This window comes from Glaciecola sp. 1036, assembly GCF_050306235.1.
Classification (GTDB): domain Bacteria; phylum Pseudomonadota; class Gammaproteobacteria; order Enterobacterales; family Alteromonadaceae; genus Glaciecola.
Map to the genome: position 1 here is coordinate 1 of NZ_JBLWFH010000012.1, position 21,166 is coordinate 21,166.

Sequence of the window (21,166 nt, forward strand, 5' to 3'; positions counted from 1 at the left end):
GCCATTCGCTAGTAGTTAGCGTCTAATAACTAGATGTTAAAAGACGGTGATTTTCCTACAGAGGACTTTCACCTCATTAGTTCATGCCCATGCTGGGCGTACACAAGTCAAAGCACGCGGACTTAGTAAAGCTGTCACCTTTTTTGCGTGTGCAAAAAAGCCGCCAACTTCACCAAGCCGGTGTTTGAGGCGTTCTGTGCCATGTTAGTTCCTATTGAAGAGTTAGAAAGTCGCTGGTTAGAAATGGAGAATCCAATGGCCTTACTGCCACTGCTAGAATATTCATATCCAGAAGTATTAGATAACATAAAAACGTCGAAAGTACTGTCTTCTGAGTTGTTAGAACAAGTTGTAGAGTATTCATTAAGATTTCCAAGCAGGCACTGGGCATTATCAGCAGTTTTATGGATAGAAAATGGATTCGTTATCAATAGTGATATTTATGACGGTCTAATCCGAATATCCAAAGACAAAACGGATAGCCAAAGACTTAGGCATAAAGCATTTGCGCAAGCTAATAGATGGAAACGCGGTGTTGGCATAAAATAAGTTAAATCATCGGAAAATCATTCGCGACGCTCGCGTTTTCCGCTGTTTAAAGCGTTAGAAGCACTGGAAGGTTCGAAATGTCGTTTTATAACATTAGTATTTTAAAACAAGCAGCGAAAACGTCGTTTATTCATGTTTCTTTATTAGTAGCGTTGATTGGCATACCAATAGTATTTTTCAGGGATGGCCTTTCATTTGTTGAACAACTAATTTTATTTATAGGTTTACTAGTTTTCTTCTGGCTTGCTTATTTTTTGCTTTGTATTGCATTCCATCGATATAATTTACGTGATGAAGACAATCGAATAGCATATCTTGAGAAAAACGATATAGAAAAAGGAAAAGAAGTTGGCTCATTATTGGAAGGTTGGTAGGTTAGGTGCTTCTAACAAGCCGATTAATTCATTTCCTTCGGTCATTGAGACACAGCTTCGGTTAGCGCCAAACCTGTGCTCAACAACGGAGCGTTAAGTGTACGAGAGCCTCATGCCAGGGAACATAATTTTTATCGCTTTCGCTGTAGTACTTGTGGTTGTGATCTCTCTCAAATTATTGGGCTCTAAAATGGCGAGAACTCCTGTGGAAGTTGAAGATTTCCTCAAGCGCATGGAGGCAAGAGAAGTGGATGGTGCTGGCTGGGATCGATTCCTTAATATCCCCATCAAGGATAAGTTCCTAGACTCCATAAGAAAGAGGTGTGAGGTGCTCTGGGAATACGATGAGTTTCTTATGGAGAATGAAGATGGAGATTTCGTATTAAATGATAGGGGAGTTTCCGAAGTAAGAGGATTAATCGGTGAGTTGCGCCAGAGAAACACTTAACAAATCAATCAATGTCGCCTCACGGCTGGACCTGCACTCCGCGGCTTCGCCGCTGCGCTCCGACCCATTATTGAGGCGTTTTTTGTCAGGGAAGTCATGAAGAATTTTCAAAAATATGTCGTTTTCTCTTTAGCTACATTCGTAATTTTTCTTTCAGGTGCGTTAGCCGGAATTTTCTACAAAGACTTTGACATGCTTTGTGAATCACCAAGTCCGCATGTTTTGTTGTCCGATATGATTTCTGAAGAGGGTATAGTTTTTCCGAAAGGAACAATTGTACCGCTTAAATCATGTGCTTACAGACAACGGTTTGACTGGGAGTTTGCTATAGATGTATCTGTTAATTTGGAAGTTGCGGAGGATACCAGCAAATCAGAGTATGGCTTTTCTGTGCTTGAAGAGGTTGAATGAAATATTTTGAAGCGTTCTTTGCCTGACGAAATGCTGAGGGTTGGTTTAATATTATTAGCCTTGATTTCCACGATAATTGCATATGAATTACATGCAAACTTTTTGTTTTCTGATGTAATTGGCGCAATTTACAATAGTATTGCTAAGCTATTTACTGAAGAACAAGGTGTGGTTGCAAAACCAGCGGGCGTTGCTTTATACGATGAAGATTTTGCTGTATTGCATGTAGCGTTTAATTTTCTGGTTATTGTGGTAACCCTAGTCAAAGAAAGACCCTCATTTTCTAACATAAACATCAGAAGGAAATCAGCATGGTATATTGCACTATTGGTGTGTCTATTTGTGTTGAATATTCAGCTTCTGCTATGGCAGTATTAAAGAGTATTAGTGTGCAAACACCTTACAATAGATTTATGTCGCTTTACTGTGACATATCGCCTGCAGACCCTATATGACAAAGAGTAGACTTTGATTCAAATTGTTTTACAAAGTATTTTTTACATTGGATTCAGCTTTATTTGTTTTGCACTTATTCCTGTCATAGCCTGGAGGAAGACTAAAAATAAACTGTTTGTACTAATTCAAACAGGTATTGCTGCAATGTGGTTGACCATGCTCATTTCATACTTCACTGATATACCAGAAGGTGAAAGTGGTTTTGTTATCGTTGGGATGCTGTTTGTTTGGCCGATTTTTTGTATCGTAACTCAGTTAATATTCTCTGGTGTATATTGGATAGTTAATAGAGTATTTATAGTTAGATGATTGCGCATAAACCGGACTCTTTAGACATTATAGATTTAGTTAAAAAGGTAATTTTGTATCTTCATATGACAAGTCTGTTAACCAGTTTTTGTCAAGAGCTGCCAAAATCAGTAATGAAAAGTGTTATATTTCTTGAAAAACTTTGTGCTAAATCAGTTGAACTACAAAATAAGTGAATCTATGCAGCGTTGATGCTGACGCTTGTTGGTTTGGCTCAGCCTTTGGATATAACAATATTATTATGGTGTATGAAAAAGTTTAAACATATTGTTTGCTTTTTTTTCCTTATATTAACTTTGCTCTTTCCTGTGAACTCTCTATCGAGGTTCATTTATACAAAACATTATGTTGTACGCGTCGAATTTGGAGAACTTTTGTGTTGTTAAAGAAAATCACTATCTTATTGATTTTGGGATTCTCCGCAGCTGACATATCCTATGCCTCTAATTCTGGTCCTGATATTAGATACAGGTCGATAGTCTATTTTTTCCCAAGCAAACAAGAAATAGATATTTCAGCCCTAAAAAACGAGTTTAAGAGCTTTGAGCTAGTCGAACAACTTCCAAATGTAACAGATAGCCCAGTCGTTTCAGTCTCTGTCATTAATGACGTTGAAAACTCATTTCCGGTCCCTGATTTAAGCTATTTAGCTTATTTTGGAAGAGGATTAGATAAGCAACAAGCTAATCAGATTCAAAAATCAAACTTAGCCTTAGTAATCGATGTCGCCTATCCGGTGAGCTTGACCTTTGATGGGTTAAAAGATGCAACTATCTCAGTGTTTAATTTTGCCAACGTTTCAGATGGATTAATTTGGGATTCTGAAACTCGAGAGTTATATACGCCTGAAGCATGGAAAGTGAAAAGAATAGATTCTTGGATAGATAATATTCCTGAAATTGAAGATCATACTGTCATTCATGCTTATCAAAATAACGAAGGCGTTAGAGCAATTACATTGGGGATGGCTAAATTTGGTTTGCCTGATATTGTAGTGAATGATTTTTCTTGGTCATTGAATCAATCTATGGGCAATTTAATTAATCTCGTGGCTCAATCTTTAGCCGAAGGGTTAGTCCCAGACGAACAAGGCTATCTTTTACTGAATATAAAAGAGTTAAAAAATATTCAGTACAAAAGTGAGTTACTTGCGACATTAAAAGATAACGCCGAAACTAAGGTCAAAATTCAAATAGGGGATGGTAAATGGGAAGATGGAGACCCATATAACTATATCATTGAGTTATTATTTGATGATTTTGATGGTGCCTCATTGTCTGAAAAACATGAATCCATGCTCTCTAGTTTGTTCGGATGGGAAGACAAAATATCCTATGTACAGCATAATCAAGAGATTGAAGCTGCAAGCGAAAGAGCTAAAAGAAAACTTAATAGTTTGAGAGATGATTTTAATTCGGGTTTAAGCCCCGGTGAATTTATCCAGGTTAAAGCTCCATTTACCGATCTTGATGGAGGGAATGAGTGGATGTGGGTTGAAGTTCAATCTTGGAAAGGCAATGTTTTACAAGGACTTCTTAAAAATGAACCTCGAAATATTCCAGATTTAAAAGGTGGAGCTAAAGTAACAGTGAATCAAGCAGATGTATTTGACTATATTAGGTACTACCCTGATGGCACCATGGATGGAAATGAAACAGGTGCTCTAATTAGGAAGTATCAAAGATAGGTATAACATAATTATGGAAATAGAGGTTGGCTTGTCTTACATTAGTTAAAAACAACTTTAAGTTTGAAGGGCATTCAATGAAAAAAACGATTATCGCGTTTTCACCTCATAAAACAGCATTGACTGTAGCTAGCGTTTTAGCTGTATTGTCTCTTATCTTTCTAATCCCCTCGTTCTTATTTCTCGCTTCTGTTGGTCAAGGTGCGAGTATAGGAGCCATGCTTTTTTTAGGGCCAATTTTATATTTTGTATTTGGCTATATTTCGACTGCGCTGGGAGCCATTATTTATAATAAAGTTGCTAAAAATACCGGTGGGATTCAAGTTACGATTAAAACGGAAGATGATGATTTGTAAAAAAATCGATAAAATCTACATCAGGTTACTTCAGTCTTTTCACCTGGATAGGGGGCATTAATGAATGAATGGAAACCCTTTTTGCAACGGCACAAAGATGGCAGTATCTGGGCCAAAGGACAAGTATCCGGAAACACACCTGTTGGTTATTGGGAGTGGTTTCGCAAGTCCGGCACTATAAGCCGATCTGGCCATTTTGAAGATGGCATTCAAGTTGGAGACTGGACTACCTATGATAAAGACGGGAAGGTATACAAAGTTACGACTTTCAAACCAAAACAAGATGCCGAAAAAGCTGAGGTTGATCTTAGTAAAAACCAAGTAGATGAAGGGAAAATATAATATGTTGCCAAAAACGCAATGATCGCGCCATTGCGTGTTCGCCAACACAAGCGGCAGTAGCCGATTAATTAGAAAAAGGATTTATTTAATGTCTAAGTTGTTAGAAGGTTTATTTTGGGGCGTTGGTTTTGCGATTGGTACTTTGAGCATTGTTATTATTTACACTTTCACAATTCATACAGAGCTAGAAAATTCTTTACAGAAATCACTCCAAGATACCTTGTATTATGAGCTGTCCACCTTTATTGAAACTATGGATATTCAAGTACTGGAAATTAAATTAGTTGATGAGTCACTGATTATCTCTTCGAAAATGAAGAATCTTGGTGATACACCTCCAAATTCAGGGTTTTCTTTAAGATACAGTCTGTTTGACAGCAACAACGAATTTATAGGCAATTGTGAAGGTGATTTTCCTAAAGTACATTCAAGTGAAGATTTCTTATACCTGACCACTATCTGCGACACAAAATATTTATCTACATTAGAAGTAAATAAAGCAACAATATCGGTATTGCGAGAATACTAGCCTATAATCAATTGGAAGACTGTTGATCTATAAAGAAATGCAGCTTCCAGTAAAGTATTACTTTAACAATATTAATGTAGGATTCCGATATGAAAACTATGACTTGTAAGCAACTAGGCGGAGCTTGTGATATGGCATTTCATGCTCAAACATTCGATGAAATGGCCGAGCTTAGTAAGCAACATGGTATAGAGATGTTTAATAAAAATGATTCGGCTCATCTAGCGGCAATGCAAAAAATGCAAGTGCTGATGAAAGATCCACAACAGATGCAAGATTGGTTTGAAGCGAGAAAACGAGAATTCGAATCACTTCCCGAAAACACCTAATTTTTAAAATTTACAAAACAGAACAATTGTAATTGGCATTGATTCAAATTTAGGGCATTCTGATCACAAGCATTTACCCGTATATTTAACGAATTTTTTATTTTTGCGGTGAAGGACTTCTAAAGTTATTACAAGAAAACGACAGATTTAGATGTAATTTTTAATGGACAAAGTGACGCTATGAATTTCCCCAACGGCTACACTATTCAACGATTTATGGCAGTTTGAATCACGAAAGGTTTATCTTCCAAAAAGAGTTGTTATTTGAAGGAGAAATATCCCCAATGCCTTTTTTTATTCTCTCAATATTGATTCAAGTGGCCTTGGTCATCCATGTGGTAAAAACTGGTAGAAACACCACTTGGATATGGATAGTTGTTATGTTGCCGGTAGCAGGGTCAATCGCTTATTTCATATTAGAAGTGCTCCCCGAACTCACTAATAGCCGCGCTGGAAGAAACGCAGGACGCAAAGTGGGGGCTGTTATCAATCCCAATAAAGGATTTAATCAAGCCGCACATAATTTTTCGGTGTCTGGTACAGTCGATAATACTAAGCGTCTAGCAGATGAGTGCATGGCAAAAGGACTTTATTCAGATGCTAAAACTCTGTATGAAAAATGTCTGGTTGGCATACATGCCAAAGATCCATCGGCAATGGTTGGGTTAGCAAATGCTGAGTTTATGCTTGGTCATTATGCAAAGACAAAGACGCTATTGGATGATCTAATTGCAAGCAATCCCAATTACAAAAATCAAGATGCACATTTACTTTACGCTAGAACTCTTGAAGCCCTTGATGAAGTAACTGGTGCATTACATGAATACGAAGTCTTACATGACTATTTCTCAGGCCCAGAAGCCTCTTTTTATTACGCGTTGTTTCTAAAAAAGCAGAATCAAAAAGAAACTGCCAATGAGATATTTAGTCAAATAATTAATAAAGCCAAGATGTCAGGAAAGCACTATTCCTCTTTACACAAAGACATTTTAAAACGGGCTAAGAATGAGCTTGCAGCAAATTAAATAATGGCACCTTATGTTAGCTAATAGCTATTTGTTCAATCTGCAAATTTAAAATTTGAAAGTAAAATTTCTAACAAGAAAACTCCAAAGGAAACCGGCTTATGATGGAACCAGTTAAAAGGGTAATTAGTGATTCTTCAAACCCCATTGCTGGTAGTATCAAATACGATAAATCTAATTGTCAGCAATCCTTAAACGATTAGTCTAAGCACATAAAAATGGGGTAGACTTCATCGCGTTTAAAAATTAAAAGGCAAAATGAATGTCCGAAATAGTTAAAATGTTATCTGGCGAGCTTTACAACCCGGCTGATAATGAGTTGGTCGAAATGCGAATAGCAGCAAGGTTGCTGACGGAGCAAATCAATGCCAGTTCAGTTTCGCAAGTCGATAACCGAATTGAGCTTATAAAGAAGCTATTCGGAACTACTGGTAAAAATATATATATTGAACCTAAATTTAGTTGTGACTACGGATGCAATATCCATGTTGGAGATAATTTTTTCGCAAATTTTGACTGCGTTATTTTAGATGTGGCCGAAGTACGATTTGGTGACAATTGTTTTTTAGCACCACAGGTGGGTATTTACACAGCGACTCATCCGTTAGATCCAAGCGAAAGAAATTCGGGATTAGAATATGCTAAAGCCGTGATTATTGGTGATAATTGTTGGATCGGTGGCCATGCAGTTATCAATCCTGGCGTTACATTAGGGAATAATGTAGTGGTTGCATCCGGTGCCGTTGTTACAAAGAGTTTCTCTGATAATGTGGTTATTGGCGGAAGCCCTGCAAAAGTGATTAAACATCTTGATTATTATTCGACCAACCACTAATTTATCTGAATCAGCCTTATTCACTATTACCAACATGCGTGAATACTACGACCACTATGGTGTTGAGTGGGATGTAAATACCATTGAAGAGATGATCTCCGGATTGGAGAATTGGGACATTGTGTTGAATGACAAGGTTATAGGGGCCATGCGCTTGGCATTTGATGGTCAAGAATGCTATTTGCGTGATTTGCAAATTGACACCTCATTCCAGAATAGAGGCATTGGAGCTGCTGCCTTGAACCAATGCGAGCGCTTAGCAAAAGAAGCAGGGGCGACCATGTTGAAACTTCGCGTTTTCGTTATTAGTCCGGCAATTCATCTCTACGAACGCTTTGGTTTTTCAATAGATAAACAAGAAGACAATTTTTACTACATGATAAAACCCGTACTCTAACTTTCTCAATATTTTTTACCCTTGAATAACCGTCTTTAACTACTATCGAACAACGTATAGTGGGGTAAAATAAACGCAATTCAGAATAGTTAATTATGAAGTAAATCAGGGATCAATCCTGCATGTTTGGTATTTGCCCTCTCATCAATGTGCCATTGAGGCTAAATAATCGAATTTTTTAAGTATGAAATAAGCTGCATTTGCACCTTGCAAAATATCTAATCATTTGATTTAATCAAATGATTGAATTTGGTGGTATGATCAGTAGAGGTTACAAATGTCTAAGGTAAAAACACTTTTATTAGCCTTGAGTGTTATGGGCTTGCTCGCATGTTCAGAGCCACCCCCGCCAAAAGCTATAATAAAAACCGTATTTGCGACTAGTCCCGAAACTGCCAATCAAAGTGCCACTAGGACCCTATCTGGGGTTTTGCAGCCTGTTGATCAAAGTGTATTGAGCTTTGAAATCCCCGGAGTCATCGATAAAGTTAATGTGAACTTAGGGGATAAATTTAATCAAGGTGATGTGTTAGCTAGCATTGAAGACAAAGTAATGCGCTTGAGCGTGCAGCAAAGTGAAGGTCAGTTATCTGAGGCCAAAGCACGACTTACCGAAGCTGAGCTTGATTTTAATCGTAAAAAGCAGTTAGTTGCATCAGGTGCAGTGTCTAAGGCGGAGGTTGATGTTGCCGAAGCTCGTTTTCAATCCTTGGTTGATCAAGTGAATATTGCACGGACACAGGTGTCAATTGCAAAAGAAGACTTAGCAGATACACAACTTATCGCGCCGTTTTCAGGCAGTGTTGCTCAGCGTCATGTTGAACCCTCCCAGCAGGTTTCTCCTAGTACAGCAATTTTAACTATTCAAGGTTCTGATGCTTTAGAAGTCGCTATCTATGTCCCAGAATCGCTAATCACTAAAATTCATCCAGGTGATCAAGTTTCAGTGCACATTGTGAACGATATTCAGTCTAAATCGCTAACAGGTGAAGTTTTTGAACAGGGAAGCCAAGCACAACGCGCCAACGCATTTCCAGTGACCATTAAACTAGATGAAACTGAAGATTTACAAGGGATACAGCCAGGGATGTCTGCTGAGGTAACATTCAGTATCAGCGATAACAACATTCCCGCAGATGCCTATAGTTTGCCTTTATCGGCAATTGGCTCTGGAGAAAATAATAGTCATTACGTATTTGCGATACAAAGTGTTGCTGAAAATAGTAAGTTAGTGCAAGTACCGATTAAAGTACAATCTTTCAAAAAAGACAAAGTGATTTTTACTACCAATCATTCATTGGATGTTGTTGTGTTAAATGGCGTAGATTTTTTGCGTGACGGGCAGCAGATTAAAGTGGCCGATCATTTTCCTCAAATGATTAACCAATAAGGCACTTGTAACATGAATATCTCGCAACTAAGTCTGACCTACAATAGGTTGATGTTAGCGGTAGTTTTGTCGTTAATGGTATTCGGCTTTTTCAGTTATTTTAACTTGCCGGCCCAAGAAGATCCTAAAGTGACTATTCGTGAAGCCGTTGTCACCACTGAATTAGAGGGTTTCCCAGCTGAGCGGGTAGAGCTCTTGATCACCAAAACCCTTGAAGAAGCGATTCAAACCTTGCCCGAAGTTAAGGAAATTCGTTCGGTTTCGCTTGTTGGTCAATCGATTATTCATATTCGCATAGAAGATAGATACACAGAACTTGACCAGATTTGGGACGATATGCGCCAAGCTATTGATTTGGTGATTAATGAACTTCCTGATGGTACTAGTACGCCTAGAGTGAATGATAATTTTGGTGATGTGGCTGTTCTCACCGTTGCCATGTTGGTAGATGAAGGGATTACTTGGGGACAGCGGCTAGACATGGCACAACATATTCGTGATTTTATGTTTACTGTGCCAGGTACTAAAGTCGTGGATATTTTAGGTGTACAGCCAGAGCAAGTAGTCATTGAAATGACCAATGCAAAACTTGCGCAATTGGGTGTTTCTCCCAACCTGATTATTCAAGCATTGCAACAACAGAATATTATTAGGCCGGGCGGCACGTTGGATGTAAACGGTACAAACCTTACACTGCAACCTACTGGTAACTATCAATCTATTCAAGATGTTGCCGATACGTTAATTTCTGTTCCGGGATTGGAACAATCGATCCAATTGAAGGATATTGCAAATGTCAGCCGTCAGGTTGTAGATCCGCCTGTACGTACCGCCTACTACATGGGTAAACCAGCGGTTGTTTTCGCTATTGCTAAAGATGACGAAACCGACGTGCTTACCTTTTCTCCCATGATGGAAGAACTCATTGGAGAATTACAACAATCCATTCCAGCCGGATTCTATTTAGAAACTATCACCCGTCAAGCGGACGTGGTTGAAAATGCGGTAAATGGTGTAAGCCTAAGTGTAATTCAGACGTTGAGCATAGTATCGGCAGTGGTTATCTTGTTTCTAGGGTTGAGAACAGGTGTCATTGTGGGGTCAATCGTACCATCGGTGATTCTGATTACCATTGCCATCATGGCATTTAGCGGCTTGGCGTTAGAGCGGATGTCACTTGCTACCTTGATCATTGCCTTAGGGGTGCTGGTGGACAATGGTATAGTGGTCGCAGAAGATTTTAAACGTCGTTTAGAAGAGGGAGAATCACGAGAACAAGCAGTTGTTGACGCAGGAAAAACACTGGCAATTCCACTGTTAACGTCATCTTTAACCACTATTTTGGTGTTCTTGCCGCTGATGTTGGCAGAAAGTGCTTCTGGCGAATATACTCGGTCTGTGTCGTTGGTGATTTTAATTTCTTTAATGGTGTCTTGGTTTTTATCTTTGTCTCTCACGCCATTTTTGTGCTTCCATTTTGTGAAGTTAAAGCCGGTGGAAAAGCAGGGAAAAATAAGGCAAAAAATAAATCAGTTTTTCGAGCATTTGAATCCCACCTATGAAAAAGCATTGCGCCATGTTTTGACTCATCGAAAATTGTTTATGCTTAGCATGTTGTTATTGTTCCTGCTTGGTGGGTTCGGTATGAGTAAAGTGCCGGTCAAATTTTTCCCAGATTCAGACCGAGCACAGGTTCTCATTTATTTAGACTTGCCTGCTGGCAGCTCAATGCGAGAAACCAATGCATTATTAGATGAAATTCTGCTTAAGCTGAATGATAAATCTGAGTTTCCTTACATAGATAAACACGTAGCCTATGGGGGCTTTGGAGGCCCTCGTTTTGTTCTATCATTAACGCCTATCGATAATGAACCCCATAAAGCCTTTTTTATGTTGGATGTGGGCAAGCGTCAAAATGCAGAGCCGACCATAGATAGTCTGCGCCAGATGTTTGCAGATTCTTTTCCACAAGCCAACGCTAAAGTTACTAAGATGTTTTTAGGACCCTCTGATTCCAGCAAAATTGACATTCAAATTAAAGGCCCTGATGCAGAGTTTATTTATCAAAAAGCCCATGAAATTGAATCTGTTTTGCGAGATTTGGACGGTACTTATGATATTCGTAATGATTGGGAAAACCGAGTTACCCAAATTCGCATTAATGTAAATCAACAGCAGGCAAGGCGCGCTGGCGTGAGTTCTCACGATATCGCTCAATCTCTGCAAAGTTATTTCAGTGGACTCGTGGTGACCGAGTTTAGGGAAGGAGATGATATTTTACCCATAGTCATTCGAGCTCCTGAGGATGAACGCTTTAGTATGGATCGCTTGGAAACTGTAACCGTTTATTCTACGGGATTAGAGCGAAATATTCCGCTAATGCAAGTGGCAACCTTGGAATTTGAAACCGGTTTTGCACGCATTGCACGAGAAAACTTATTTAGAACCATAACCGTTGAAGCTAAGAATAGCTTGATGAATGCAGAAGATATGGTTCCTTTACTTGCCGCGCCTTTAGACAACATAAGACAATCTTTACCTTATGGATACAGCATTGAATATGACGGCGTAATCGAAGATTCCAAAGACTCTCAAGCGTCGTTAAATAAAAATTTACCTTTGTGCATGGCAATAATTTTGGTGTTGTTAATTGGACAATTTAAGTCTTTCCGACGCACCTTTATTATTATTACCACGATTCCGTTGATTATTATCGGTGCGGCATTTGGATTACTCGTGCTGCAAGGTGACTTTGGTTTTATGGTAATTCTTGGATTGTATGCCTTGGCTGGCATTATTGTGAATAACGCCATAGTACTGATCGATAGGATCGATATTGAAATGAATGAACTTACCGACCAAAGTGACCCAGACGCTCAATTTAAAGCATTGGTGAGTGCCTGTGTCTTGCGACTTAGACCCATAATAATGTCAACCAGTACCACCATTTTAGGCTTGTTACCTCTGATAATTGGTCAAGATGCATTGTTCTATGCCATGTCAGGCGCAATCGCTTTTGGATTGGCAGTCGGTACCTTATTAACCTTAGGCGTGGTGCCAGTGCTTTACGCCATGATGTTTAAAATTAACAAGGCACAGTGAAATGACGGAAACAGTAACCAGTCAGGATATTTTAGAGAGTCAAACAGCGCTATCATTAATCGAAGCGGGCATTGATCAATTTGGGTTATTTGGACTTAAAGCTACCACCAGAAGTATTGCCGAGCAAGCGAAGGCGAATATTGCTGCGATTCCTTATTATTTTCGCAATAAAAACGGGCTTTATAATGCTTGTATGCACTTCATTGTTGATGCTATTTGGCGAAAATTAGGTAAAAATATCAGTCAATTGATGACCGATGTGAAATCCTTAAGTGCACATGATGCTAAGCAGGCTTACCTGAGTATTATGGATGCGTTTTGTCAGTTTTTTCTGCAAGATCCCAATACTGCGAGATGGGCGCAATTGATTATGCGAGAGCATGCAGCGCCAACCCAAGCCTATGAGATCTTTTATTCTCGTTATTACGTTAAAATTCAAGCATTAAATAGTCAATTAATTGCAAAATGTTTGAATCAACACCCTGAAGATAAATCTGTGGTGGTTATGTGTCATGCGCTTTTCGGACAAGCCTTGGGTTTTTTAATCGCTAAAGAAACTTTATTAAGAGCCATACGAGAAGACGTAATGTCAACGGAGGTTTCAGAATTGATCCGTAACACAATTAAGTCGAACCTAAATGCCATATTGACTCAAAAGATATCCCAAGATAATTAACGCACTAAAGTGCTTTTATGTGGTCTCACAGGAGTGGCTTTTGATATTATTGGCGAAACAGGGAGTAGGGTACATTGGAGACAAACTTATCAACTAAGCAAAAGCTAAAGATTACTGGCTTCAGCTTGCTGTTTTTTTCAATCTTTGAAGTTTTAGGCTTTTTCAGTACTCAGCTCATTTATGCATTGGCGCTTTATCCAAGGGAAGTGCATGGCATGACAGGCATTTTAACCTCGGTTTTTGTGCATAAAGATCTGCACCATTTTGCGACTAATATGCTGACCTTTGCTATCTTAAACTTTTTATTGCTAGGCGAAGGGTTTAAGCGATACTCCATCATCATGCTCGGTGTTGTATTTGGCACTGGACTACTCGTGTGGTTTTTCGCGCGCTCAGGTGCGCATGTGGGAGCAAGTGGCGTAATCTATGGCTTATTTGGTTATTTGGTGGTGCATGGGTTCGTCAGTCGCCGATGGGATGCCTTTTTTATATCCTGTCTCCTTATTTTCATCTATGGTGGTTTGTTTTGGGGCGTGTTGCCTGTTGCAGGTTTTATTTCTTGGGAATCCCACTTATTTGGTTTAATAATAGGCGTATTGCTTGCGTGGCAATTTCGCGCGAAGTCTAGCCATACACCGCTTCCAAGATAGCATGGGCAATTTTAAAATTAGCCAGTACTTGATCTGCACCACCTTTGGCAACTAGTTCTCTCGGCATACCATAAACTACAGCTGTTTCTTTTGATTCTGCAATAGTTTTAGCGCCTTTTTTATTGGCTTTTGCCATTGCTTCCGCACCATCATTTCCCATCCCTGTTAATTGAACACACATCAACCTTGAGCAATTAACTTGCTCTGCAGCAGAGTCTACAAGATGTTCAATGCTGGGATGCCAAATATGACCGCTAACTTTACCTATGCTAGCAGCGTAAAGTGTAGCGCCTCTTTTTCTGATCTCAATATCAGCATCACCTTTGGCAATATATACGTTACCGGGTTGCAGATGGCTTTCACTGGTGACTTCTGATACTGACATCGCGCAAGCACCATTAAGACGATTAGCAAACACCGAAGTGAAGCGTTCAGGCATATGTTGTGCAATGACTATGGGAACGGCAAAGTCCGCAGGTAGGGAACTGATAATCTCTTGAATGGTTCCAGGACCGCCTGTTGATACTCCCATAACAATAAGATCGAGTTTCGTGTTACGACCTCGAGATATGTGTTGAATGGAATTAGCTTTGGCTTGATAAATTGATTTTTGTTGACTGCGCTCGAATTTTTCTCTGAAACTAACTCGTTTGGCAACCCGCATCTTAGCGGCATTTCGAACCTTTTGAACAATCATGTTGATCGCTTCAGGTTTAAAAATTGAAATTGCGCCGCTCGGCTTAGGAATGTAATCAACCGCGCCGTATTCTAAGGCTTCAAAACTGGCTTTTGCGCCTTTTTCTGTTAATGATGAAATCATCACAACAGGAACTGGCATATCTTTCATTATTTGTTTTAAACAGGTCAGCCCATCCATCACTGGCATATTGATGTCCAGTGTGACTACATTGGGTTTAAACTCTGCAATTTTATCTAGGCAGTGTTTGCCGTCATTGGCAAAATCAACTATGAATCCCGCGTCAGTTAAAACAGTCGATAACTGTTTTCGCATAAGCGCAGAATCATCACAGATGAGTACCTTTGTCATTGGTTATATTCCTTTTTACCGATGCATACATCGACGATTAAAAAAGCTGTATACAAGAACTAAAATAGGAGAGGTTTTTAATAGGTGTTTTTTCTCGGTATTCATACACAGGTTATTGCACATTCCTTAAGTAGGTTATCTACAAAAATGGGAATTTGTTTAATAAAAGTCGTAAGAAAATGAATAATGAACTACGGCTCCATTATTAACAATGGAGCCGTAGTTCATTTTTGGGGGAGAGGTTTATTTTGCCTCAATAGGCGATGGGGTAGTTGGCTTTCTGCCAAACACTCGCATTATTCCGCGTGTAACCGCTTTAAACGGGCGTCCTAAATCTAATAAAATCAGATATAAACAAGGTACCAAAATCAGTGTTACAAAGGTCGCGTAAAGTACAGCAAACCCAAGTGCTACCGCCATTGGAACCACAAAGGCCGCTTGCAGACTGGTTTCAAACATAATAGGTAATACACCAGCAAAGGTCGTGATTGATGTTAGTGTTATGGCTCTAAAGCGAGCACAGCCAGCATCAATAACAGCATCTTTTAAGCTGTAACCTTGCTTTCTACGTTGGTTGACAAAATCTGTCATTACCAAGCTGTCATTTACTACAACACCGAAAGCAGCAATCAATCCAAAGTTAGAAAAGTCACTTAAATCTAATCCTAAGATAAAGTGGCCAAACACTGCACCAGTAAAGCTAAAGGGGATTACTGACATAATAATGATTGGTTGTGCATAACTCTTTAACGGTATTGCCAATAACACATATATTGATAACAAACCAATTACTAGGAATTTAAGTTGTTCTAGTTGTTGAGTTTGCTGCTCTTCAATTTTACCACCCAATTCAGTTTTAACCGTTGGAAAGTTAGCCTTCATATCAGGTAAAATTTCATCTTTTATTTTGTTCACAACTTCAAAGGGTTCTACTACTTCTTCATCAATTGAGCCCCAAATATAAACACTTCTAAATCCACCTTCTCGACGAATGTAGCTGATACCAGGTGCTTCTTTTAGCTCTGCAACATCACCTAACATCACTTCATCACCGGTAGGGGTGCGAATCACAGTGTATTTGAGGTCAGCGAAACGTTCACGCGTTAATTGTGGATATCGCACCATGACGCGAACCTCTTCACCGTTACGCAATACACGCTGTGCTTCGCCACCGTAGAAGCTGGCACCTACTTGAGAAGCGATAGTATTTAGGTCTAAACCGAGATCATAAGCCACAGGCTTAAGCACCATTTGTACTTCTTTACTTGCTGGATCTATGGTTGAACTAATGTCATACAGACCATTTTCACCTTGCAATTGTTCTATTAAGTAACGTCCAGCTTGGTTCAGGGTTTCGATGTCAGGACCAAAGATCAAGTAGCCAAACTCACCATCGCCGTCACCGTTACCATTGACACTATCTTGTACATTAAGTGATTTAACACCTGGAATTTCAGGTAAGGCTTCTCGCCATCTTCTGGCTAATTCAAAGGTATCAAAAGGTCTTAACTCATCATCTACGAGCGGCGCCATTACTCGGCCTTGAGTACGGTTGTTATTCCAAACCATAAGGTCGCGAATCATGCCAGTGCCATATTCATCAATGATTTTTTGTTCTTCTGCCAAAACCACTTGCTCAATAGTTTTTAAGGCTTCTATCGTGGTTTGATCAGAAACTGTCTCGCTCATTTCAATTGAAATACGAGGGAAGTCATGAGGTACTCTTGGTTCATTAACTTGGCGAACAAAGTTACTGGTAATTAGTGTGATACTAATAACTAATAAACCGATAAATACAGAAAGCACTGCCCAGCGCCACTCGACGCATCGCTCAATGAAACGCTTGTATGGACCATAAACAAAACCAAAGAATCCTTTGTTAAAACGATTGCGCCAGCTCTTTTCTGGTAAAGGCTTGAAAGTACTGTGTGCGATGTGAGCAGGTAGAATCCACTTTGATTCTATTAATGAAAATACCAAACAAAAGATAACAACGCCGGCAATATTGATAAAGAAATCACCGGATGGACCGCTAGCAAAGCCGAAAGGTGCAAAGGCAGCAATTGTGGTGAGAACACCAAAAGTTGCAGGTGTCGCGACTTTTTTAGCGCCAATGACAACGTTTTTCATTGATGGACCTTTGGATTCAATTTCCGTGTAGGCGCTTTCTCCTATGACAATGGCGTCATCCACCACTATCCCCAAGACCATGATAAAGGCGAATAGGGAGATAATATTGATAGAAATATCGAACAACGGCATCATAGCAATGGCACCTAAGAAACAAATTGGCAGACCGACCATGACCCAGAAAGCTAATTTGAATCTTAGGAATAAGGCAAGCATCAAAAATACTAAAACAGCACCTTGTACCAAGTTTTTCAACATCATGTCTAAACGACCATTTAAGTAATAGGTCATATCAACCATGATATTTAACGAAATACCAGCAGGTAAGTTTTCATTTTTTTGCTTTACATAAGCTTTGACTGAATCAGCAACAGGTATAACGTTCTGGCTTTTTGTTGCAGATACATTCATGTAAATGGCGTTATCGCCATTGTACTTAAAATAACGTTCACCTTCGGTAAAACCATCTTTAATCATGGCGACGTCTTGTAACACTACTTGGCCACCATTTTGACCTAATTTAACTGGAATATTTCGAAACTCTTCCCCAGAGTAGTATTGATTTTCAACACGAACAGAAATTGTCCCTGTTTCAGTTCTGATTTGTCCGGCTGAATAGTTTGCAGAATAGCGACGAACGGCATTGGAAATGTCATTGATAGAGATATCATATTTTTTTAGCATCTCTGGCATAACTTCAATGGCAATTTCATCGTTTGGGGCATCTAGTTGAACAAGTTGAACGTTACTTAGTTGTAATAACTCTTCTTCAATTTGTTTTGCGACGGGTTTAAGTTCAGTTAGGGGCAAATCACCGGTTAGGGTTAACTCAACAACCTGCTGTTGCCATTCCTGTTGGGAAACCGTTATTGGCTCCATAGACGCAGGAAAGGTCGCTATGCTATCAATTCTAGCTTTAATCTTATCAAGCACATCGGGTAAATGCGCATCGGTGTCGATTTCCATCGTAACTCGACCGCCACCACGCCATGAACGACCAATGCTTTTTTCAATTTCTGTGATGTCTTTAAGAGACTCTTCTATTTTCTCGACGATGTTTTCTTCAATTTCTTTTGGCGCAGCACCAGGATATGAAACATAAGCATTAATGTAGTTTCGCTCTATATTGGGAAACATCTGCTTTTGAATCGTTAAGTAGCTCATTACCCCAGCAATTATGATGAAAATCATCAATAGGTTCGCAGCTACCGGGTTTTGGGTAAACCAGGATATTACGCCACTGGGCATTTCATTTTTGTTTCCAGCTTCCATATCAATGCCTCCTATTGACGGTTAAAAGTTAATAAGTCTTGCTCTTTTTCTTGGGTTTTAATGCGAACATCCATACCGTTTTGTGGGTATTCTGGTAGGTTTTGCGCTAAACGAGCATTCTGCGTAAAGTCACCGGTGACGAAAAAGAATGTTCCTTCTTCACGAATAATTTTAACTTTGTGTGACTGTAATTTGTTTTCGCTATCGACTAACCAAAGTTTGTTGGCATGAACTAATGATTGAGGTACTTGATATACATTTTCTATGGTTTTACCCGCGAAGGAGACTTCTACATATGAACCAAACTTCAACGCCTCTTGATTATTCTGTAAACCGTAAGGGTCGTTGATCTGCACGACTAAATGCATCATTCTTGTGTTTTGGTCTAAAACACCTAAATCTCTGTCAACAAAACCAGTGCGGTACGAAGCTTCTAAATTGCCCTGTGCTTTCGCTAACGCGGTAACACCCGTCATGTCATCCTTTAAAAATGGACGGTCAAACCCTGGTACAGGCACTATGATTTCAGCAGTTTCGATATTATTTAATTCGGCTACTCGAAGACCAGCACTAACATATTGACCAGCACCAACTTCACGAGAAATTACCAAAGCATCATAAGGGGCTACAACCTTGGTTTTGTTTAAGTTACGTTTTGCAATGCGAAGTGCTGCTTGTGCAGACTTAAGTTGCGCTTGTGCAGACAACACTTGAGGTTTACGTAAATATAGGTCACTGACTTGAGAACGAGCAAGATGTTTTGCTTCTTGTTCAGCTACTTTTTGACGCGCTAGTTCTTCAGTTAATGTTGCTTCTGCAAGGCTCACTTGCGCTTCTGCTTGCAGCACATCAGCTTCATATTTGTCAGGTTCAATGGTAAATAACACTTCGCCGCGTTTAACTATGCCGCCAGCAACAAAGTTTGGATTCCAATTTAGGATCTCACCACTGACTTGTGCAGATAAAATCGTTTTTTCCAGCGGGGTCACTTCTCCGTGTGCCGACAGCTTAACACTATAGTCAGTGGTTTCTAATGGCACTGTACTGATTAACGGACGTGTATCAACGGGAGGTTTTTCTTTTGCTTCATCTGCAGCGGCACTTATGCCTGATGCAATGCCAACAAAAGCGCCTATTATTACAAAAAAGCTTACAGTTTTTACAATAGTTGAGTTCATAGTTACTTAGCCCTATCCAATTTATGCTGATAGTCTAGCAACCAGTTGTGAATCAAGTATGTGCCAAATGTAACAATATGTATTGGACTGCTACATTTTGTTTCAGATTAAAAAAAAAGCGCCCGTAGGCGCTGTTTCTAATAGTTTGCATTTCCTGGCGTGCGGGGGAAGGGAATAACGTCTCTCACGTTTGCTACACCAGTAACATAAGCTACTAAACGCTCAAAGCCCAAACCAAATCCTGCATGAGGTACAGTGCCATAGCGACGTAGATCTCTGTACCAAGCGTAATCCTCCGCATCTAGTCCCATTTCGGCTAAACGGCTGTCAAACACATCAAGTCTTTCTTCGCGCTGTGAACCGCCAATGATTTCACCAATGCCAGGAGCAAGCACATCCATAGCCGCAACGGTTTTACCGTCATCGTTGATGCGCATATAAAATGCTTTTATGTCTTTAGGGTAATTTTGCATTATCACAGGAGCACCCACATATTCTTCTGCAATATATCTTTCGTGCTCGGATGATAAGTCAACACCCCATTCAACAGGGAATTCAAAGTCTTTCCCGCTTTTCAGCAAGATTTCAATAGCGTCGGTGTAATCCATGCGTACGAATTTAGTGTCTATTACAGAGCGCATACGAGTAATAACATCTTTATTAACGCGCTGCTCAAAAAACGCCATATCATCAGCACGTTCTGTTAACACGGCTTCAAATACATACTTCAACATATCTTCAGCAAGTTGTGCTACCGTTGATAAGTCAGCAAAAGCAACCTCTGGTTCCACCATCCAAAATTCAGCTAGATGGCGTGATGTATTTGAGTTTTCAGCTCTAAATGTGGGCCCAAAGGTGTACACTTTTGACATAGCTGCACAATATGTTTCCACGTTTAACTGGCCTGAAACGGTTAAATAAGTTTCTTTCCCAAAAAAGTCTTGAGAATAATCAACTTTACCATCATCAGTTTTAGGTACGTTCATCATGTCTAAGGTAGATACTCTGAACATTTCACCTGCGCCTTCAGTATCTGAAGCGGTAAGAATAGGCGTGCTTATCCACATATAGCCGCGTTCATGGAAGAAACGGTGGATTGCATGAGATAAACAGTTTCGTACGCGAGTCACTGCCCCTATGATATTTGTGCGGGCACGCAAATGCGCATGTTCTCTAAGATATTCAATGCTATGACGTTTGGCTGCCATTGGATAACTGTCTGGATTTTCTACCCAGCCAACTATGTTAACTTCATTTGCTTCAATTTCTAGCGCTTGCCCTTTTCCTTCGGATTGCTTAATCGTACCTGTGGCAGTAAGTGAGCAGCCTGTGGTTAATCGGGTAATGTCAGCGTAATTATTCAAATTATTTAATGCGACTACTTGAATAGGATCAAAGCAGCTCCCATCGTGCAACGCGATAAAGGACAAACCAGCTTTGCTGTCTCGCTTTGTACGCACCCAACCTTGAACAGTTATCTGCTCTCCTTCAGAAAATTTGCCCGCCAAAACATCGGCGACTGAGGCAATCGTCATAAATATCTCCGTAAATGTCTTTCAAGACTTCGGCAAATTTGCCGAATTTATTATAATTAGATAAACACACACTAGTGTAAATCGAGTTTATCTGGTAAGTATACTTGAGACGAAAGATTATGACACTATCGAATTAAC

Annotated in this window: 22 protein-coding genes; 18 read left to right on the forward strand and 4 right to left on the reverse strand. The window is 39.7% G+C overall.

Going from position 1 to position 21,166, the window contains the following annotated elements:
- Nucleotides 1-201 precede the first annotated feature (201 nt).
- The 18 genes from ACNKW3_RS15530 to ACNKW3_RS15615 all read left to right on the forward strand — a co-directional run bounded on the left by ACNKW3_RS15530 (nt 202) and on the right by ACNKW3_RS15615 (nt 13,865).
- Entirely contained in the window at nt 202-549 is a 348-nt protein-coding gene (locus ACNKW3_RS15530; RefSeq protein ID WP_427400237.1) for a hypothetical protein, read from the forward strand.
- A gap of 77 nt (nt 550-626) precedes the next feature.
- Nucleotides 627-923: a hypothetical protein gene (locus ACNKW3_RS15535; protein ID WP_427400238.1), complete on the forward strand. Its 297-nt coding sequence runs from the start codon at nt 627-629 to the stop codon at nt 921-923.
- A 97-nt stretch (nt 924-1,020) separates the two neighbouring features.
- Nucleotides 1,021-1,371 (forward strand): hypothetical protein, encoded by a 351-nt coding sequence (locus ACNKW3_RS15540; RefSeq protein ID WP_427400239.1) that lies wholly within the window; start codon nt 1,021-1,023, stop codon nt 1,369-1,371.
- Between the two features lie 96 nt (nt 1,372-1,467).
- The gene (locus ACNKW3_RS15545) at nt 1,468-1,782 is read left to right on the forward strand and encodes a hypothetical protein (protein ID WP_427400240.1); all 315 of its coding nucleotides are present in this window, start codon (nt 1,468-1,470) and stop codon (nt 1,780-1,782) included.
- Nucleotides 1,783-1,788: 6 nt separating this feature from the next.
- Nucleotides 1,789-2,160: a hypothetical protein gene (locus ACNKW3_RS15550; RefSeq protein ID WP_427400241.1), complete on the forward strand. Its 372-nt coding sequence runs from the start codon at nt 1,789-1,791 to the stop codon at nt 2,158-2,160.
- 90 nt (nt 2,161-2,250) lie between these two features.
- Nucleotides 2,251-2,547, forward strand: a complete 297-nt coding sequence (locus ACNKW3_RS15555; protein WP_427400242.1) for a hypothetical protein — start codon at nt 2,251-2,253, stop codon at nt 2,545-2,547.
- A 376-nt stretch (nt 2,548-2,923) separates the two neighbouring features.
- Nucleotides 2,924-4,234 carry a DUF2314 domain-containing protein gene (locus ACNKW3_RS15560; protein ID WP_427400243.1) on the forward strand — a complete coding sequence of 437 codons (1,311 nt, stop codon included), beginning with the start codon at nt 2,924-2,926 and terminating at the stop codon, nt 4,232-4,234.
- Between the two features lie 77 nt (nt 4,235-4,311).
- Nucleotides 4,312-4,590, forward strand: a complete 279-nt coding sequence (locus ACNKW3_RS15565) for a hypothetical protein (protein ID WP_427400244.1) — start codon at nt 4,312-4,314, stop codon at nt 4,588-4,590.
- Nucleotides 4,591-4,650: 60 nt separating this feature from the next.
- The gene (locus ACNKW3_RS15570; RefSeq protein WP_427400245.1) at nt 4,651-4,932 is read left to right on the forward strand and encodes a toxin-antitoxin system YwqK family antitoxin; all 282 of its coding nucleotides are present in this window, start codon (nt 4,651-4,653) and stop codon (nt 4,930-4,932) included.
- A gap of 88 nt (nt 4,933-5,020) precedes the next feature.
- Entirely contained in the window at nt 5,021-5,461 is a 441-nt protein-coding gene (locus ACNKW3_RS15575; RefSeq protein ID WP_427400246.1) for a hypothetical protein, read from the forward strand.
- 89 nt (nt 5,462-5,550) lie between these two features.
- Nucleotides 5,551-5,790 (forward strand): hypothetical protein, encoded by a 240-nt coding sequence (locus ACNKW3_RS15580; RefSeq protein ID WP_427400247.1) that lies wholly within the window; start codon nt 5,551-5,553, stop codon nt 5,788-5,790.
- Between the two features lie 284 nt (nt 5,791-6,074).
- On the forward strand, nt 6,075-6,815 hold the full coding sequence (locus ACNKW3_RS15585) for a tetratricopeptide repeat protein (RefSeq protein WP_427400248.1): 741 nt from the start codon (nt 6,075-6,077) through the stop codon (nt 6,813-6,815).
- A 262-nt stretch (nt 6,816-7,077) separates the two neighbouring features.
- The gene (locus ACNKW3_RS15590) at nt 7,078-7,650 is read left to right on the forward strand and encodes a sugar O-acetyltransferase (RefSeq protein ID WP_427400249.1); all 573 of its coding nucleotides are present in this window, start codon (nt 7,078-7,080) and stop codon (nt 7,648-7,650) included.
- Nucleotides 7,625-8,047 carry a GNAT family N-acetyltransferase gene (locus tag ACNKW3_RS15595; protein ID WP_427400250.1) on the forward strand — a complete coding sequence of 141 codons (423 nt, stop codon included), beginning with the start codon at nt 7,625-7,627 and terminating at the stop codon, nt 8,045-8,047. The genes ACNKW3_RS15590 and ACNKW3_RS15595 overlap by 26 nt, the downstream gene beginning before the upstream one ends.
- 277 nt (nt 8,048-8,324) lie before the next feature.
- Nucleotides 8,325-9,437 (forward strand): efflux RND transporter periplasmic adaptor subunit, encoded by a 1,113-nt coding sequence (locus tag ACNKW3_RS15600; protein WP_427400251.1) that lies wholly within the window; start codon nt 8,325-8,327, stop codon nt 9,435-9,437.
- Nucleotides 9,438-9,449: 12 nt separating this feature from the next.
- Entirely contained in the window at nt 9,450-12,539 is a 3,090-nt protein-coding gene (locus tag ACNKW3_RS15605; RefSeq protein WP_427400252.1) for an efflux RND transporter permease subunit, read from the forward strand.
- A gap of 1 nt (nt 12,540) precedes the next feature.
- Complete coding sequence (locus tag ACNKW3_RS15610; protein WP_427400253.1) at nt 12,541-13,215, forward strand: CerR family C-terminal domain-containing protein; 675 nt, start codon at nt 12,541-12,543, stop codon at nt 13,213-13,215.
- Between the two features lie 74 nt (nt 13,216-13,289).
- The gene (locus tag ACNKW3_RS15615; protein ID WP_427400254.1) at nt 13,290-13,865 is read left to right on the forward strand and encodes a rhomboid family intramembrane serine protease; all 576 of its coding nucleotides are present in this window, start codon (nt 13,290-13,292) and stop codon (nt 13,863-13,865) included.
- On the opposite strand, the gene cheB is transcribed toward ACNKW3_RS15615, so the two are convergent.
- From cheB to asnS, 4 genes are all read right to left on the reverse strand, one after another.
- Complete coding sequence (gene cheB, locus ACNKW3_RS15620) at nt 13,840-14,913, reverse strand: chemotaxis-specific protein-glutamate methyltransferase CheB (RefSeq protein ID WP_427400255.1); 1,074 nt, start codon at nt 14,911-14,913, stop codon at nt 13,840-13,842. The two genes, ACNKW3_RS15615 and cheB, sit on opposite strands and share 26 nt — an antisense overlap.
- A gap of 243 nt (nt 14,914-15,156) precedes the next feature.
- Nucleotides 15,157-18,315 (reverse strand): efflux RND transporter permease subunit, encoded by a 3,159-nt coding sequence (locus ACNKW3_RS15625; protein ID WP_427400256.1) that lies wholly within the window; start codon nt 18,313-18,315, stop codon nt 15,157-15,159.
- An 11-nt stretch (nt 18,316-18,326) separates the two neighbouring features.
- Nucleotides 18,327-19,493 carry an efflux RND transporter periplasmic adaptor subunit gene (locus ACNKW3_RS15630; RefSeq protein ID WP_427400257.1) on the reverse strand — a complete coding sequence of 389 codons (1,167 nt, stop codon included), beginning with the start codon at nt 19,491-19,493 and terminating at the stop codon, nt 18,327-18,329.
- Between the two features lie 137 nt (nt 19,494-19,630).
- The gene (asnS, locus tag ACNKW3_RS15635) at nt 19,631-21,028 is read right to left on the reverse strand and encodes an asparagine--tRNA ligase (protein WP_427400258.1); all 1,398 of its coding nucleotides are present in this window, start codon (nt 21,026-21,028) and stop codon (nt 19,631-19,633) included.
- Nucleotides 21,029-21,166: the final 138 nt, after the last annotated feature.